The organism is Streptomyces sp. NPDC012637, assembly GCF_042954805.1.
Lineage (GTDB): Bacteria > Actinomycetota > Actinomycetes > Streptomycetales > Streptomycetaceae > Streptomyces.
Genome location: NZ_JBIBDS010000005.1, coordinates 403,437 through 419,100, shown reverse-complemented (window position 1 = coordinate 419,100; position 15,664 = coordinate 403,437). Strand labels below are relative to the sequence as shown.

The 15,664-nt window shown below is 73.5% G+C and carries 11 protein-coding genes; 5 read left to right on the top strand and 6 right to left on the bottom strand.

The features are described from left to right. The 4 genes from ACFY8W_RS22180 (at position 1) to ACFY8W_RS22165 (ending at position 4,547) form a co-directional block, all read left to right on the top strand. Positions 1 to 1,239 (top strand): hypothetical protein, encoded by a 1,239-nt coding sequence (locus tag ACFY8W_RS22180; RefSeq protein ID WP_391107783.1) that lies wholly within the window; start codon positions 1 to 3, stop codon positions 1,237 to 1,239. Between the two features lie 98 nt (positions 1,240 to 1,337). Then, entirely contained in the window at positions 1,338 to 2,126 is a 789-nt protein-coding gene (locus ACFY8W_RS22175; RefSeq protein ID WP_391107780.1) for a hypothetical protein, read from the top strand. Then, a complete protein-coding gene (locus tag ACFY8W_RS22170) occupies positions 2,123 to 3,004 on the top strand; it encodes a protein phosphatase 2C domain-containing protein (RefSeq protein ID WP_391107778.1) in 882 nt (293 codons plus the stop codon). Before ACFY8W_RS22175 ends, ACFY8W_RS22170 begins: the two co-directional genes overlap by 4 nt. After that, complete coding sequence (locus tag ACFY8W_RS22165; protein ID WP_391107775.1) at positions 2,991 to 4,547, top strand: hypothetical protein; 1,557 nt, start codon at positions 2,991 to 2,993, stop codon at positions 4,545 to 4,547. The genes ACFY8W_RS22170 and ACFY8W_RS22165 overlap by 14 nt, the downstream gene beginning before the upstream one ends. 111 nt (positions 4,548 to 4,658) lie before the next feature. Here ACFY8W_RS22165 and ACFY8W_RS22160 read toward each other — a convergent pair whose 3' ends face one another. From ACFY8W_RS22160 to ACFY8W_RS22140, 5 genes are all read right to left on the bottom strand, one after another. Next, a complete protein-coding gene (locus ACFY8W_RS22160; RefSeq protein ID WP_391107772.1) occupies positions 4,659 to 4,859 on the bottom strand; it encodes an acyl-CoA carboxylase epsilon subunit in 201 nt (66 codons plus the stop codon). A 15-nt stretch (positions 4,860 to 4,874) separates the two neighbouring features. Then, a complete protein-coding gene (locus ACFY8W_RS22155; RefSeq protein ID WP_391107769.1) occupies positions 4,875 to 6,458 on the bottom strand; it encodes a carboxyl transferase domain-containing protein in 1,584 nt (527 codons plus the stop codon). Between the two features lie 144 nt (positions 6,459 to 6,602). Continuing rightward, positions 6,603 to 8,939, bottom strand: coding sequence for a polysaccharide lyase family 8 super-sandwich domain-containing protein (locus ACFY8W_RS22150; protein ID WP_391107766.1), 2,337 nt, complete (start codon positions 8,937 to 8,939; stop codon positions 6,603 to 6,605). A gap of 89 nt (positions 8,940 to 9,028) precedes the next feature. Next, on the bottom strand, positions 9,029 to 12,919 hold the full coding sequence (locus ACFY8W_RS22145) for an endo-alpha-N-acetylgalactosaminidase family protein (RefSeq protein ID WP_391107764.1): 3,891 nt from the start codon (positions 12,917 to 12,919) through the stop codon (positions 9,029 to 9,031). A gap of 96 nt (positions 12,920 to 13,015) precedes the next feature. Beyond that, positions 13,016 to 13,525: a hypothetical protein gene (locus tag ACFY8W_RS22140; protein ID WP_391107761.1), complete on the bottom strand. Its 510-nt coding sequence runs from the start codon at positions 13,523 to 13,525 to the stop codon at positions 13,016 to 13,018. A gap of 247 nt (positions 13,526 to 13,772) precedes the next feature. Between ACFY8W_RS22140 and ACFY8W_RS22135 the strand changes: the two genes are divergently transcribed. Next, complete coding sequence (locus ACFY8W_RS22135; protein ID WP_391108284.1) at positions 13,773 to 14,390, top strand: YceI family protein; 618 nt, start codon at positions 13,773 to 13,775, stop codon at positions 14,388 to 14,390. Between the two features lie 69 nt (positions 14,391 to 14,459). On the opposite strand, the gene ACFY8W_RS22130 is transcribed toward ACFY8W_RS22135, so the two are convergent. Further along, positions 14,460 to 15,614 carry a serine hydrolase gene (locus ACFY8W_RS22130; protein ID WP_391107758.1) on the bottom strand — a complete coding sequence of 385 codons (1,155 nt, stop codon included), beginning with the start codon at positions 15,612 to 15,614 and terminating at the stop codon, positions 14,460 to 14,462. Positions 15,615 to 15,664 lie beyond the last annotated feature (50 nt).

Below are 15,664 nucleotides of genomic sequence, written 5' to 3'. Positions count from 1 at the left end.
GTGGACTCGCCGGCCTGGATCCTGGCCTTCACGGTGGTGCCCATGGTGACCCTGCTCGTCGCGCTGTGGGCGAGCACGGGCTCGTGGTTCCCCGGCTCGCGGGGGTACGAGGAGCCCGGGGAGCGGCGGGAGAAGCCCGCGGAACGCGACCCCGGGGAACGCCGCCGGGAGGAGCGGCACCGCGAGGAACAGCGCCGGGAAGAGCGGCGCCGGTCGAGGCGCCAGGTGGAGGAGCTCAGGTCCGAACGGCGCCGGTCCGGGGAACGCCGGACGGAAGAGCGGCGGACGGAAGAGCGCCGGGCGGAAGAACGGACGGCCGAGCAGCTCCGTGCCGAGGGACGCCGGGCGGGACCACCTCGTACGGGCCGGCCGGAGGCGGGCCGGCCGGAGTCTGCCGGGCCGCAGGCGCACGGGCGCGGGTCGTCCGGGGCCGGGACGGACGGACCGGAGTCGTACGGGCCGGAGCCGCACGGGTCGGTCGGGTCCGAGGCGCACGGGCCGGAGGCGGCCGAGGCCGGGCCCGAGGCACGTCGGGTTCCCCGGCCGCGGGCCCGGCCCGGTCGCGCGCCCCGGCTCCAGGACGACGTCCTGTGGGCCGTGTCCACCGGGCGCTCCCTGCTCGGCAGCGCGATCGACGCGGCCTCCGCCCTGCTGCCGTTCAGGTCCGCGCCGGACTCGGGCCCGGAGAGCGGCGGGACCGGCCGGACTCCCTCGGAACCGGCCGCGTCCGCCCCGGAGCCGGAGCGGCAACAGCCGCCCGAACTGCCACGCGGCTGGCACCTCCGCGGAGAGGAGCCCGCACCGCACCGCCGTGCCCGGCCGGAGCCGGCGCCCGGCCCCAGGGCCCTTCCGCAGGCCGCCCGGCCTCCGGCGCGGCCCCAGCCCCCGGCCCGGCCGCGACCCCAGGCACCGCCCGAGCCCGAGCCCGCGGGGCCCGAGCTCCCGACCGCCCCGGACGGCGTCCCGGCCACCGGACCGGCGACCGACCCGGCGGCGGAGCGGACGGCGGCCACGCCCGCGCGGGAGTCCGACACGCTCGCCCTGGGCACCGGTTACCGCGCCGTCGTCACCGCCGTGACCTGGCTGCGGCCCGAGGGGTACGTCGAGTGGGACGGCGGCCTGTACCGGGCCCGCTGGCGGGGCCCCGCCGATGCCTATCCCCGCCCCGGTGACCCGGTGAAGGTCACCGTGACACCGGACACCGACCCGCCGCTGCTCATCGCCGGTCCGCTCCACTGACCACGCCCGCACGCCCGCACCCACGCTCCAGCTCCCGGAACCACCGCCACCTTCGCTTCCACCTTCCACGTCCCCATCCTTCGCTCGACGGAGTAGCCGTGTACCCGACCGCAAGTCCTGACGAAGCCCCGCTCCCCGTGCCGTACATGGGCTTCGAGTTCGACAGCGCCCAGCGGCTGCCGCTGCTGCTCTGCCTGGACACCTCCTCCTCCCTCACCCAGAGCAAGGCGATCGACGCGCTTAACGTGGCCCTGGCCTCGTGGGCGGAGAGCCTCGCCGAGGACACCGCGCTCAGCGCCGCCGTCGACGTCGCGCTCATCACCTTCGGCGGCGTCGACGGCATCACCGTGTGGCAGGGCGCCACGCCGCTCGGCGCGGTGGCCCCGCGCTGGCCGCACAGTCCGTTCGTCCCGGCGCACGAGTTCCGGCCGCCGGAGCTGCGCGCCCACGGGGTGACGCTCATGGACCGGGCCCTGCGGCTCGCCATGGAGGTCGTCGCCGACTACAAGGCGGGGCTCCGCGAGGAGGGCCTCACCTACTACCGCCCGCAGATCTGCGTGGTCACCGACGGCGCGCCGAGCGACGAGCAGGGCCGGTTCTCGCACGCGTACCGCGACCTGCTGCCGGAGCTGCGCAAGGCCGAGGAGGAGCGCCGCTTCCGGCTCTTCGCGGTCGGCGTCGGCGAGCGGCACGCCGGGGCCGTCGAGGTGCTCAAGGAGCTGGCGCCGCACTACCACGCCTGGCTGGACGGCTTCCCGTTCGCCGAGCTCCTCACCGCGATGTCGCACAGCGCCCGGGCCACCCAGGGCGGCGCCGACGAGGCCGAGTTCCAGGCGATCTTCGACCGGCTCAAGCGCCGGCGCGGCGGCGGACAGGTCCCCGCATGAGGCCGCGGGGCCGGCCGGCCCGCCGCTGGCGGGTGCACGGGATCAGCGCGGTCGGCTACCGGCACCTGCGGGACAGCAAGCCCTGCCAGGACGCGTGGCTGCACCGGGAGACCCCGGGCGGTCTGGTCCTCGCGGTGGCGGACGGCGCGGGCAGCGCGGAGCTCTCGGGCGAGGGCGCGCGGGAGGCGGTGCGGCTCGCGGTCGACGCCTTCGCGCCGGTCGCCTCGCCCTGGCGGCACGGCGACGACCCGCGGGAGCGCCGGGAGTTGATGACCGAGGCATTCCGCGAGGTCCGGGCCGAGTTCCTGAACTGGTGCGCGGGGCCTCCGGGTCCCTATGCCACGACCCTGACGGTGGTGGTGGCCGCCGAGGGCTGGCTCGGCCAGGTGTCGGTCGGCGACGGTCTGGTGCTCGTACGGGCGGAGAGCCCCGCCGCCCCTGCCGCCGGCGCCCCCGACGGCGGCGCGGGGGAGGGGACGGGTTCCGGGGCTACCCCGGTCCCGGCGCAGGCCTCGGCTTCGTACCACCTGTTGCCGCAGACCCACTCCGGCAGCGAGTACGCCAACGAGACGGTCTTCCTCGGCTCGCCGACGGCGCTCGGCCAGCTGCGGGTGGACTGTGTCCGCGACGACCGGATCGACGGGGTGCTGCTGTCCACGGACGGACTCACCCACGCCCTGCTGCGCCGCTCCCCCGGCGGGCACCCGCTGCCGCACGACGCGTTCATCGGCCATCTCTTCGACCGGCTCGGACGGGCCGACTACGACCACGACGAGGAGGACCACCGACTCAAGGACTTCCTCGCCTCCGACCAGATCTCCCGAGTGACCGGGGACGACAAGACTCTCCTGTGGGCGATACGACATGACGACCACTGACGACACCCCTGACGGCACGTCCGTCGGCGGCGACGGCCCCGTCGCGGACCACGCCGATCTGACGCTCGGCGACGGCACCCGGATCAGCCGGAGGGGCCGGCCCCTCGGCACCGGCGGCCAGGGCAGCGTGTGGGCCTTCGCGGAACGGGCCGACCTGGCGGGCAAGATCTACAACCGGCCGCCCGACGAGGCCCAGTTGCGCCGGCTCGCCGCGATGCTGCGGGCCGATCCGCTGGCCGGCGAGCGGCTCGCCCACGGGCAGCCGCCCATGCTGGTGTGGCCGGTCCAGCTGATCGAGGCGGGCGGGCGGGCGGTCGGCTACGGCATGCCGTTCCTGGACCCGGCGGAGCACGTGCAGCTGAGCGGACTGCTCCAGAAGCGCGAGCGGCTGCGGCGGTACGAGGGCCGGGCGCACTGGCGGTTCCTGCTGGGCGTGGCCTCGAACCTCGCGTACATGACGGCGCAGCTCCACCAGCGGAGCTTCGTGGTGGGCGACCTGTCCAGCGCGAACGCGGTGGCCGACCGGCGGGGTTACGTCACCCTGCTGGACTGCGACTCCTTCGCCTTCACCGATCCGCTGACCGGCGAGTACTTCGGCAGCGACGTGTTCACCGACGACTGCGCGGGGCCCGAGCGGCACCGGGGCGAGCCGCCCACCCGGCACTCGGACGACTTCGCGCTCGCGGTGCTCGTCTACCAGCTGCTGACCGCGGGGAACCACCCGTACGACGGCGCTCCGCTGCAGGGCCCCGGCGAGTCCACCCGCAAGGACAACATCGTCGCCGGGAGCTCGTTCCTGGTCTTTCCGGACCGGGTGCGGGTGCCGGGCCGGCAGCTGCCGCCCGGGATGCTGCCGCCCGACGTGGTGCGGCTCGCCCGGCAGGCCTTCGGACCGGGCTGGCGCGAACCCGCCCGCCGGCCCTCGTCGGCCGAGTGGCTGCAGGCGCTCGACGACGCGAAGGAGTCGGTCGTCGAGTGCCGTGCGGTGCCCGAGCACCACTACGGCGGGCACCTCACGTCCTGCCCGTGGTGCGCGCACGCGGCCAACGGTCACCACGACCCGTTCGTCCCGGGCCCGGCCGGGGCCGGGAGGGGCGGCCGGGGAGTCGGCTCCTCGCGCACCGCGTCGCCGACGTCGTCGTCCCGGTCGGCCTCGTCGTCTTCGCCTTCGTCGGCTTCGGCGTCCGCGCCGCAGCGGTCGGCTTCGGCGTCCGCCGCACCTCCTCCCCCGCCGCCGTCGTCGAAGCCGTCGTCGAAGCCGTCGGCCAAGGCGTCCGCCAAGCCGACCGCGAAGCCCTCCGCCAGGCCGACGGCGAAGACGACGGCCAAGACGAACGCGGCGAAAACGAACGCGGCGAAGACGGCGAAGACGGCCAGGACAGCCTCCGCAAACGCCTCCAAGGCGGCTGCCGCCGCGGAGAAGCCCCCGCCCCTCACCAAGGCCGACATCGCCTTGGGCGTGGCCTTCCTCGTGGTCGCGCTCGGTGCCGTGGTCGGCGTGGTCTGGGGCGTCATCGCGCTGGTCCGGGTGCTGATCTCCTGACCCGCGACGCGGCGGAGGGCCGGAACCCTGGGGCACCTCCCAGGCCGAAGGCTCTGGGGGCGGGTTCCGGCCCTCCGTCGAACGGTGCCGTGGTGGCGTCGGCGCGTGGCGTCAGCGCCAGCTGTGCGGCGCGCGGAAGCCGTTCTCGCGCTCGAGGCGGCGCCAGCCGGCCGTGGAGCGGCCGCCGTGGGCGGGCTCGCTGGGCTGGGCGGCGGCACGGGCGAGGAGGACCGCGGTGATGGCGGCGAGCTCCTCGGGGTCGGCGTGGCCCTTCTCGACGCGGAGAAGGTTGGCTGTGGCAGGCGTGGTCACTTCGGTGGGCTCCTCTTACTGAGGCGGGTTGCCGTGCTTGCGGGACGGCAGGTCGGCGTGCTTGGTGCGGAGCATCGCGAGGGACTTGATCAGCACCTCGCGGGTCTCGGCGGGGTCGATGACGTCGTCGACCAGGCCGCGCTCCGCGGCGTAGTACGGGTGCATGAGCTCGGCCTTGTACTCCTTGACCATGCGCGCGCGCATGGCCTCGGGGTCCTCGGCCTCCGCGATCTGCTTGCGGAAGATGACGTTGGCGGCGCCCTCGGCTCCCATCACCGCGATTTCGTTGGTGGGCCAGGCGTAGGTCAGGTCGGCGCCGATGGACTGGGAGTCCATGACGATGTAGGCGCCGCCGTACGCCTTGCGCAGGATCAGCGAGATCCGGGGCACGGTCGCGTTGCAGTACGCGTACAGCAGCTTCGCGCCGTGGCGGATGATTCCACCGTGCTCCTGGTCGACGCCCGGCAGGAAGCCGGGTACGTCCAGAAGGGTGATGATCGGGATGTTGAAGGCATCGCACATCTGGACGAAGCGCGCGGCCTTCTCGGAGGCCTCGATGTCGAGCACGCCGGCCAGCGACTGCGGCTGGTTGGCGACGATGCCGACGACCTGGCCGTCCAGGCGGGCGAGGGCGCAGATGATGTTGCGGGCCCAGCGCTCGTGGATCTCCAGGTAGTCGCCCTCGTCGACGAGCTCCTCGATGACCTTGTGCATGTCGTACGGGCGGTTGCCGTCGGCGGGCACGAGGTCGAGCAGCACGTCCGAGCGGCGGTCGGCCGGGTCCTCGGAGGAGACGGTCGGCGGGTTCTCGCGGTTGTTCTGCGGGAGCATCGACAGGAGGTAGCGCACCTCGGCGATGCAGGTCTCCTCGTCGTCGTACGCGAAGTGCGCGACGCCGGAGGTCTCGGCGTGGACGTCGGCGCCACCGAGGCCGTTCTGGGTGATCTCCTCGCCGGTGACCGCCTTGACGACGTCCGGGCCGGTGATGAACATCTGCGAGGTCTCGCGGACCATGAAGACGAAGTCGGTCAGCGCGGGGCTGTAGGCCGCGCCGCCGGCGCACGGGCCGAGCATCACCGAGATCTGCGGGATGACGCCGGAGGCCCTGGTGTTGCGCTGGAAGATGCCGCCGTAGCCGGCGAGGGCGGAGACGCCCTCCTGGATGCGGGCGCCGGCGCCGTCGTTCAGGGAGACCAGCGGGGCACCGGCCGCGATGGCCATGTCCATGATCTTGTGGATCTTGGTGGCGTGGGCCTCGCCCAGGGCGCCGCCGAAGATCCGGAAGTCGTGCGCGTAGACGAAGACCGTGCGGCCCTCGACCGTGCCCCAGCCGGTGATGACACCGTCGGTGTACGGCTTCTTGGCCTCCAGGCCGAAGCCCTGCGCGCGGTGCCGGCGCAGCTGCTCGACCTCGCTGAAGGAACCAGGGTCGAGCAGCAGCTCGATGCGCTCGCGAGCGGTCAGCTTGCCCTTGGCGTGCTGGGCCTCGGTCGCTCGGTCACTCGGGCCTCGCCGAGCCTGCTCGCGCAGCTCGTGCAGCTCGGCCACACGGCCACGGGCGTCAGCGGGCTCGCTCGGGATCTGGTCCACAACGGTCATGTACCGACCCTACGAACTCACACAAGAAAACCCCGCCGTCGACTCCGTACAGTCTCGCGTGTCGAATCCTGGTGGGGCATGACAGAACCATCTGCCCCATCAGCTCGAGTCGACAGCCGGACACCCCGGCTGATTGTAGGTTTTCTACACGAGCACGTCGCAACGATGGGTGGCACCCGCGGTACCGGGGGTGATCCGCAGCCGCAGTCCTGCCGGTCCGGCGGCGAGCACCTCCACGGTGTCGTCCCCGCTGATCACTCCCCGCACGGGCCGGTTCCAGACCAGTTCGAAGGGCTGCCCGGAGCGGGGCGGCTCGCTGGTCCGCAGGGTCGCCGTGGCACCGGTGCGGCGCAGCAGCACGCTCGCGGGCGCGGAGACGGTGAGGCGTTCCACCGTACCGGCCCGCCAGAAGTTGGCGGCGGTCAGTCCGAGGGACGGGACGGCGACGGCCTGTCGGTCGGCGCCGTTGGCGAGGATCCGCAGCCAGCCGGGGTCGGCGGCGCGGGCGGCCAGGGTGCGCGGGGCGGCGCCCGGCATGAGGAGGTAGGCGTACGAGGCGCCCGCCGGGTCGGCGCCGTGGTCGAGCCAGAGCGTCTGGTACCGGCGGGTGCGGGTCTCGGTGGAGCTGGTGGTGTTGATGTCGCTCCATGCTCCGGTGCGGTCCTCGCGCAGGGTGCGCAGGTTGCCGGGTGTGCCGCCGGGGAAGACCCAGCCGCCGTGCCCGGCCAGATGGGCCCAGCCGGGGCCCGTTGTCAGGGCGGCGGTGCCGTCCTCGCCGAGGCAGCGGTTGTCGACGACGGTCTCGACGGGCACGCCGTCGGCAGCGGTGATCCCGGCGCCCAGGCAGATGACGGTGTCGGCCGCGCAGAACCAGGACTTGCGGGCCTCCAGGGTGGAGCCGAGGCCCTTGAGGTGCTGGCCGACGGCGGCGAACTCGCCGTCGGTGGCGCCGCCGACCCACCGCACGGCGGGCTTGGGCGCACCCCATTCGCCGCCGGCCCGGTCGGCGAGGCGCTTGGTGGAGGCGGTGGTGCCGGGCAGCCGGTAAGGGTCGACGGTGGGCCAGAACCAGTCGGTGTACTGGCCGCCCTGGCCGTCCGTCCACCAGGAGAGCATCCCGGCGCCGGTGTGCCAGCCACGCGGGTTCTCGCCGTTGCCGCACTCGTAGTACGAGATCCGCTCGGAGGCCATGGAGATGTTGGCGGCCCAGCCGGGGCGGCGGTGCACGGCCCGGTCCATCGAGGCGAAGAGGCGGTGGCCGGTGGGTTCGGGCGCGGCGGGTCCGGGGCCGTCGGCGATGGCGTGGAGGCGGGCGAGGTCGGCGACGCCGAACTGGCGGGCGGCGAGGACCGGGCTGACGGTGTCGCGCTCGATCCAGCCCTTCACGCGCGCGTGCCAGCGGTCCCGTTCGGCGGGGCTCGCGCCGCCCGCGAGCAGCGCGATGGCGGCGATCAGGCCCTGGCCGTGGAAGTGGTCGGAGCGCATGATCCGCCGCTCGTCGTTCTTGAGGTATCCGCGGCTGATCGCCCGGCCGTTGACGCTGTCCATCATCAGGCCGTCGTAGATGAGCGGCGCGTAGGCGTGTTCGACGCTGTCGAGGATGATCTGCCGGTTCGGGTCGGTGACGGCCCAGCTGGAGCCCGCGAGCAGGGAGAAGAGCCGGCCGAGTCCGTCGAGCATGACCTGGCCGTAGGTGCCGGAGTAGGCGACCCAGGTGTGCTGGACGAAGGAGCCGTCGGCGTAGAGCCCGTCGCCCTTGGTGACGTACGGGAAGACGGGCGAGAGCCCGTCACGGGCGAGGGCGATCTTGGCGGGGTTCGCGCCGAGGACCCCGCGCAGGGCGACCGAGCGGCACAGGTCGACGCGGTTGGCGCCGGTCGAGGTGCCGGTGTAGGAGCCGAGCGCCGAGTCCGGGACGAAGTGGTCGACGGCGGCGCAGGCGGCGGCGATCCGGTCGGGGCCGAGCAGCGGGTGGAGGGCGGCGACGACGTCCATGAGGATCCGCGGCGAACCGATCTGCCATTCCCACCAGTTGCCGTAGCGGACGGTGCCGGCGTGGTAGATCCGCTCGGAGAGGTGGTCGAGGCCCCGCAGGACGTCGGCGAGGAGGGCGGGGTCGCCGGTGGAGCCGGTGCCGTCCTGGACGTACGCCTGGGTCATGGTCCACAGCCGGCCGTAGCTCTGGGTGATGCCGGACGGCGGGTCGAAGGGGACGCCGGGCCAGAGGGAGTTCGCGGCGGGGGCCATGGCGGCCCGGAAGCCGCGGGCGAGGGCGCCGGTCTCGGCGAGCCGGGTGGCGTAGGGCTCGGCCCCGGCGTCGTAGCCGGAGCCGAGCTGGATGGCGAGCCAGCGTCGTCGCAGGGTCTCGAACTCGTCATCGGCCGCGTGGGCCCGCGGGGCGAGGGACACGGCGAGGGCGGCGGCCGAGCCGGCGCTCAGGAAGGTGCGGCGGGACCAGCCGCCTGCGAGGGGGACGGGCACGGGGAGCCTCCCGGGGAGTGGTGTAGACCGGTTGGCGCCCGGTGTAGCACCCGTCGTCCGACGCAATCAATGAGCACGACAAGCGCTTTCTACGTTTGGCCGCCGCAGTGGAAGCGGGCGTTGCCCCAGTCCGCGTGGTCGTTGCCGTTCCCGTCGCCGCCGTCGCCGACGACGAGCTCGACGTACGAGGCGCCGGTGACGTCGGCGCTGAGCGACCAGGCGCTGTCGGCGGCCTTCAGGACCGGTGACGCCGCCTTCTCCGTACCGTCGGCGACCACGCCGAACCGGACGCTGCCCCGGGTGGTCTGGACGTCGTCCACGCCGACCTCCGCGGTGAAGGAGGTGCAGCGGCCGCCCAGGTAGTAGCGGACCTTCGCCGGCGCGTGGGTGCCCAGGCCCTTGGCGTAGGTCACTCCCCCGATCCGCAGCGGGCCGCCGTCCCCGGTGCCCGTCTCTCCGTTGGAGCCGTCCTTCTCCACCGGGCCCCAGCCGTTGGAGGCCGAGGTCCAGTCGAGGTCGCTCGCCCAGGCGTCGGCGGTGGGCGGCGGTGGCAGGGTGCGGACGGTGGTGGCCGCGGTCAGCTCGCGGGGCTCGCCGCCGACGGCGTACGTGACGGCGGCGCCCAGCTCGTACGGGCGGTAGGCGGCGTCCACGGGCGGGGTGACCCGCCAGGTGGCGGTGGCGCTGCCGCCCGCGGCGACCGCGTCGAGGTAGACGGGCCCGGCCGGCTCGGCGGTCCAGCCCTCGGGCAGTGCGAGCGCGGCCCGCGCCCCGGTGACCTGGCCCGCCTCGTCGTTGCCGAAGGTGGCGGTCACGGTGTTGGCCCGGCCGGGCTCCAGGGTCTCCGGCGCGGTCACGGCGAGGGTGCCGCAGGCCGCGCGCTCGGTGGCCGGCCCGAGGTCGGTGACGGTGAAGCGGTCGAGCACGAAGTCGGCGCCGTCCGGGGCGTCGGCGCGCTTGCGCAGCCCGGTCCAGGTGTCGCCGCAGCCCGCGGTGACCGTCTCGGTGAACCGGCCGGTGGTCCGCTGCTGTCCGACCGGCGTGCGGCGGGTCTCGACGGGAGCGCCGTTCCCGTGGGTGCGGTCGTAACCGGTGACCCACTCGTAGGCGCCGGCGTGGCTGGACTGGTAGGCGAAGTCGACGCGGTAGCGGTGGCCGTCCTTCATGGGGACGGTCCAGGGCGCGGTGCGGTAGACCAGGCCGCTGTTCTCGTCGTGGGACTTGAGGGACTCGGCGCCGTCGAGGACGTCGTCGACCGCCTTCCCGTTCCAGCCGGCCTGGGTGTAGGGGGCGTGGAGCTGGGCGATGTGGGTGCGCGGGTCGGTGGTGCCGCCCGCGTCGCCCTTGAGGAAGGGGCCCCAGCCCTGGTCGACGGCTTCGAAGTCCTCGTACACCAGCGCTCCGGCCCGGGCCGCCGGGTCGTTGGCGACGATCCGGACGTCGTCGGTCCGGACGGTGGCGGAGGAGCCCGCGGCGGCCTGGATCGTCAGCGGGGTGCTGCCGCCGGCCGGAGCGGTGAAGGTGACCTTGGCGCGCTGGAAGTGCGTGCCGTTCCAGTCGGACGCGGCGACCCGGTCCTGGAGGGATGAGCGTTCGACGGTGACGGAACGGCCGCCGACGGAGAGGGTGGTGGGGCGGCTGCGGCCGGGCTCGACCTCGATCAGCGCGGAGGCGGTGTAGCGCGCGCCGGGCTTCAGTCCGGTGATCCGCTGCGAGACGGCGGCGGTGGCGGGGCCGGAGAGCTTCGCGCTGTTGCGGCCCTGGCCGTCGGTGTCGCGGGTGACGGCGCCGCTCCTGGTCCAGGAGTTCAGGCCGGCGTCGTTGAAGCCGGGGTCCTTGACCGGGGTGCCCTGGCCCCAGTGCGGGTTCGGCGGCTCGGGCGCCCGGTCCGGGTAGAGGACGTAGGGCTGTCCGGCGACGGCGTCGAGGGTGATCCGGCCGCCGGCGGGCCGCACGGTCCCGGTCTTCGCACGGCCGTTGTCGGTGAGCTTGTAGACGGTGTACGAGCCGGTGCCGGGGACGGCCCAACTCGTCCTCCCGCCGGTCTTGTTGTAGTGGTAGAGCTTGCGGCCGCCGTTCCCGCCGGCCCAGGGCAGCAGGTAGGCGTCGCCGTCGAGGACCTTGCGGCCATTCTCGTAGAAGGTGCGGCGGCCGTTCTCGAGCGTGCCGCGGACACCGCCGGTGAAGGTGATGTCGTCGCCGTCCCAGCGGGTGATCTTCTGCTGCTGGAGGTACTTGGCGGGCAGGTTGCGCTGCCAGATGTTGGCGGTGAAGGCGGTGTGGTCGGTCTCCCCGGTCCAGCCCTCGAAGTCGACGAGGGCGGTCTGGCCGAGGACCGGGTGGTTGTTCCAGACGTCCTTCTCGTCGTTGCGGATGAAGCGGATGATCTGCGAGTTGAGGCCCTTGTTGGTGGCGCCGCCGTAGTCGAGGTCGTTGGCCCAGTGCGACCAGAGGGAGGCGCGCTCGAACTTCTCGGACCACTCGGTGGCGACGTTCCAGCCCTGTGCCCGGACGGCCTGCATCGTCTTGTCGGCGATCCAGCCGTGGGTGTAGTAGACGTCGATGTAGAGCATCGACAGGTTGGGGTCGGTCTCGTCGCGCAGCTGCCGGAAGCGGCGGGCGAGGTCGCCGCTGTTCACGTCGCGCCGCTGGTCGATGTAGTAGCTCTGGTTCAGCCAGTTCCAGCCGGGCCTGTTCTTGTCGACCAGGGTCTCGCTGAAGTTCCTCGCCTCGGGGTACGACTCGGTGGCGTTGACGTGGACGCCGAAGCCGGCGCCCCACTTCCTGCCTTCGCGCAGCAGCGTGTTGAGGTCGGCGAGACCCCCGGCGCGCTTGTTGTAGTTGCCGCCGTAGTCGGGGTGGGCGGAGTCGTGGCCCTCGGAGCCGTATCCCTTGAGCAGCGCGAACTGGCCGAGTCCGTCGGTGGCGAGGGAGATCCGCTTGACGTCGTCGAGGGTGCGCAGGAAGGGGTGGGTGGCGTGGGAGGCGAAGTTGAACGGGATGTGGGCGACCACCCGGTCCGGTGTCTGCTCGCTGCCGGGCGCCCCGACCCCGATGGAGCGGAAGGCGACGGCGCCGTCCTGCCAGTCGACGGTGCCGTCGGCGTTGGCGTCGGGGGTGACGACGACCTTGGCCCAGGGCAGGTCGTCGCCGCTCTCGGGAGCGGGCGCGCCGGCGCCCCGGTAGGTCCACTGGCCGGACCAGACGCCGACGCGGGTCCCGTCGCCGCCCTTGCGGGCCTGGTGCCAGAAGCGGGCGCCGTCGCGGGCGCTGGGCCCGGACGGCTTGTCGTAGGAGGAGTTCGACTCGACGGCGGCGGCGAGCTGCCCGGTGTTGACGATCGCGTAGCTGGCGCCGACGGCGGCGGCGTCGGCCGGGGTGGCGTCGGTGACCTCGGCGAAGACGTCGGCGGTCCGGGTGGCGTCGGGGTCGAGCCGGGTGAAGGCGGTGGCGGCGCCGGGGTCGGTGGAGCCGACGGAGACCAGGTCGTGGCCGGGGATGTCGATGGTGCCGACGCGGAAGCCCTCGGTGTCACGGACGGCGGTGACCCGGAAGGTGGCGGCCCGGCCGCTGACGCTCAGGCGCGCGTCGATCTCGACCCCGGGCAGGTCGGGGAAGACGAGGGTGTACGCGGCGGAGTCGGCGGTCACGACGGGCGCGGCCGCGGCCCGGACGGCGTGGCCGGTGCCGTTGAGGACGACCTGGGTGACGGGGGCGGTGGAGCCGAGGAGCCGGGCGCCGGTGGCGCGGTCGGTGTACGACAGGACGCGGGGGAAGTCCTCGGCGACGGCGACGGACAGCCGGTCGGAGCCGATCAGGAGCCCGTCGGAGCCGATGACGGCCTCGGCGGCCGCTCGCGCGGCGTCGGGGGTGCCGGCGCGGGCCGGGCCGGCCAGGGCGAGCACGGCGGAGGTGGCGGCGGCCAGCGCACAGGCCGTGCGCAGCCGCCGCTGCGCGGAGGGAGGGAATGGGTGCGACATGCGCACTAGTTGGCCCGCGTGACGGATCACCGTCAACGAGATCGCGCCCCGCGGGGCCCTCCAGTCCAACAACCTCCTGCGGTTAGTCCAAGTCGCTCAGCAGCCGCCGCAGTTGTAGTAGGTGACGTCCCAGTGGTTGCCCTCGTCGGCGTAGATGTTGCCCGAGCCGGACTTCCACTGCGGGGCGCCGTCGCCGCGCAGACCGATGTAGGTGAAGGTGTTCTTGATGTAGTTCCCGACGCACGTGTACTTGCTGTAGTCGAGCTTGTAGCCGTTCCAGTGCGAGTAGGTGCCGCTCGCGTGGCCGGTCTCGGTGCCGCCGGTGATGTTGAGGGCGCAGCCGCTGGCCCGCTTGAGGGTCTGGGCGCCCTGCGCGGTGGCGAGGTTGAGCTGCTCGAAGGACGTACAGGTGGAGTTGTAGCGGTCCGAGCAGCCGCCGGACGAGGACCAGGTGATGCCGACCTCGCGGAACATCGAGGTGGCGGTGGCGTGGCTGATCTTGGTGACGGCGTGGGCGTCGGTGGCGGTGGAGAGGACGCCGAAGCCGGGCGCGAAGAGTGCGCCGAGGACGAGGGCGAGGGCCGTGAGGACGGAGCGGAGCTTCACTGGTGCCTCCTGCGGATGACCGTGGCGGTTGGGGACGGCTGTGCAGGTGGTGCTCGTCGCGCAGGGAGATGGTGCCGCAGTTCTACGCGCGTCCGCCAGAGGGCGTCGGAGACCGCCGGGCGCCGTCCGGGTGAACCTTTTCCGCAGATGTTGAAAGTTGAACGGAATAGGTCTATGGTCGATGTCGTTGAAGGTTCAACGAAAGCACGACCAGCGCCCCCCGCGCACCGTCCCCAAGGAGCACGTCATGGGTCTCTTCGGCCGCAAGAACACCACCGAGTCCGCCGCCACCGCTGTCGCCACCCTCCCCGTGGACCCGGCCCTGGCCGCCCTGACCGGCGACTACACGATCGACCCGGCGCACAGCAGCATCGGCTTCACCGTCCGTCACGCGATGGTCACCAACGTCCGCGGCACCTTCGCCGAGCACGAGGGCACGCTGCAGCTGAACGGCTCGGACCCGGCCTCCTCCAGCGCCTCCATCGACGTCCGGATCGCCTCGATCGACACCGGCATCGGCGACCGTGACAACCACCTGCGCAGCGGCGACTTCTTCGACGCCGACGCCTTCCCGCTGATGACCTTCCGCTCCACGGAGGCCGCGCACCTCGGCGGCGACAAGTACCGCGTCAAGGGCGACCTGACGATCAAGGACGTCACCAAGCCGCTCGCCATCGACCTGGAGTTCAACGGCACCGCGACCGACGTCTACGGCAACGAGCGGGTCGGCTTCGAGGGCTCCGCCGAGATCCAGCGCTCCGACTGGGGCCTGACCTGGAACGCGGCCCTGGAGACCGGCGGCGTCATGGTCAGCGACAAGGTCAAGCTGAACTTCGACATCTCCGCCATCAAGAACGCCGCCTGAGCCGACCGGCCCTTTGCGGCACCACTCCGGACCCGGCAGCCCCCAGGGCTGCCGGGCGGTGGTGTTTCCTCAGGCGTTCGCCCGGTCGGCGGCCGCCGTCACCGCGCGTATCAGACGGTCGTTCTCCGGGGCGCCGGGACCGCCGGCGAAGGCGAAGCGGCGGCGGGTGTAGCTGTAGGCGAGGGACCGGGCCGGGTCGGCGAAGGACTGGGAGCCGGGGGCGCCGCTGTGGCCGACGGCGGTGGGGCCGAGCTCGGGGTGGCGGGTGGCGAGCGGGACGAAGCCGAGGCCGAAGGCGTTCCGCTCGCCGGTCACCAGGTCCGTACCGGAGGAGTGCACGCGGGAGACCTCGGCGAGGACCTCGGGCTTCAGGAGCGGCGGCCGGCCGTCGAGCTCGCCCGCGACCGCCGCGTACATCCGGGCCAGGCCGCGCGCGCTGCCGACGCCGCCGCCGGAGAGCGGGGCCGCCGCGTGCACGGCGCGGGAGTTGCCGTACGCGACGGCGTCGAAGGGCGGCTCGGCGTGCAGGCCGAAGGCGACGGCCAGGAGGCTGTCGCGGGCGACCGGGTTCGCCGCCTGGAGGGCCTGCTGGGCAGGCGTGGGCAGCATGGGGAGAGCGGGGCGGAAGCGGGACTCGAGCTCCTCGGGCAGGCCGAGGTGGTAGTCGAGCCCGTACGGCGCCCTGATCCGCTCCGCGTAGTGCTCCTGGACCGTACGGCCGGTGGCCCGCAGCACCACCTCGCCGACCAGCGCGCCGAAGGTCAGGGCGTGGTAGCCGTGGCCCGTGTCCGGCTCCCAGTACGGGCGGTGGGCGGCGACCCGCGCGGCGACCACGCGGTCGTCGGCGAGCTCGTCGGGCGTGAAGCCGTCGGCGGTGCCGATCGCCCCGGAGCGGTGGGCGAGCAGCCGGCGCAGCGTGACCCCGCCCTTGCCCTCGGCCGCGAACGCGGGCCACCAGGAGGCCACTTCGCGATCGAGGTCGAGCGCGCCGTCCTGAACCAGGAGCGCCGTGACCAGCGCGGTGGCGCCCTTGGCGGAGGAGTAGAGCGCGAGCAGCGAGTCGCCGTCGACCCCGTCGCCGCCCCACAGGTCGGCCACGAGCCGGCCCCGGTGGTAGACCGCGAGCTGGGCGCCGCCGTCGCGCGCCTCGTGCGCGGCGACCCCGGCGAACTCCTCCCGTACGGACTCGAACCCGGGCGCCACCATGCCGTGGACCTCGCTCATCGCGCACTCCCCCTCGTCGTCGCGCGAAGCCTTCGAAGGGCGTAACGATC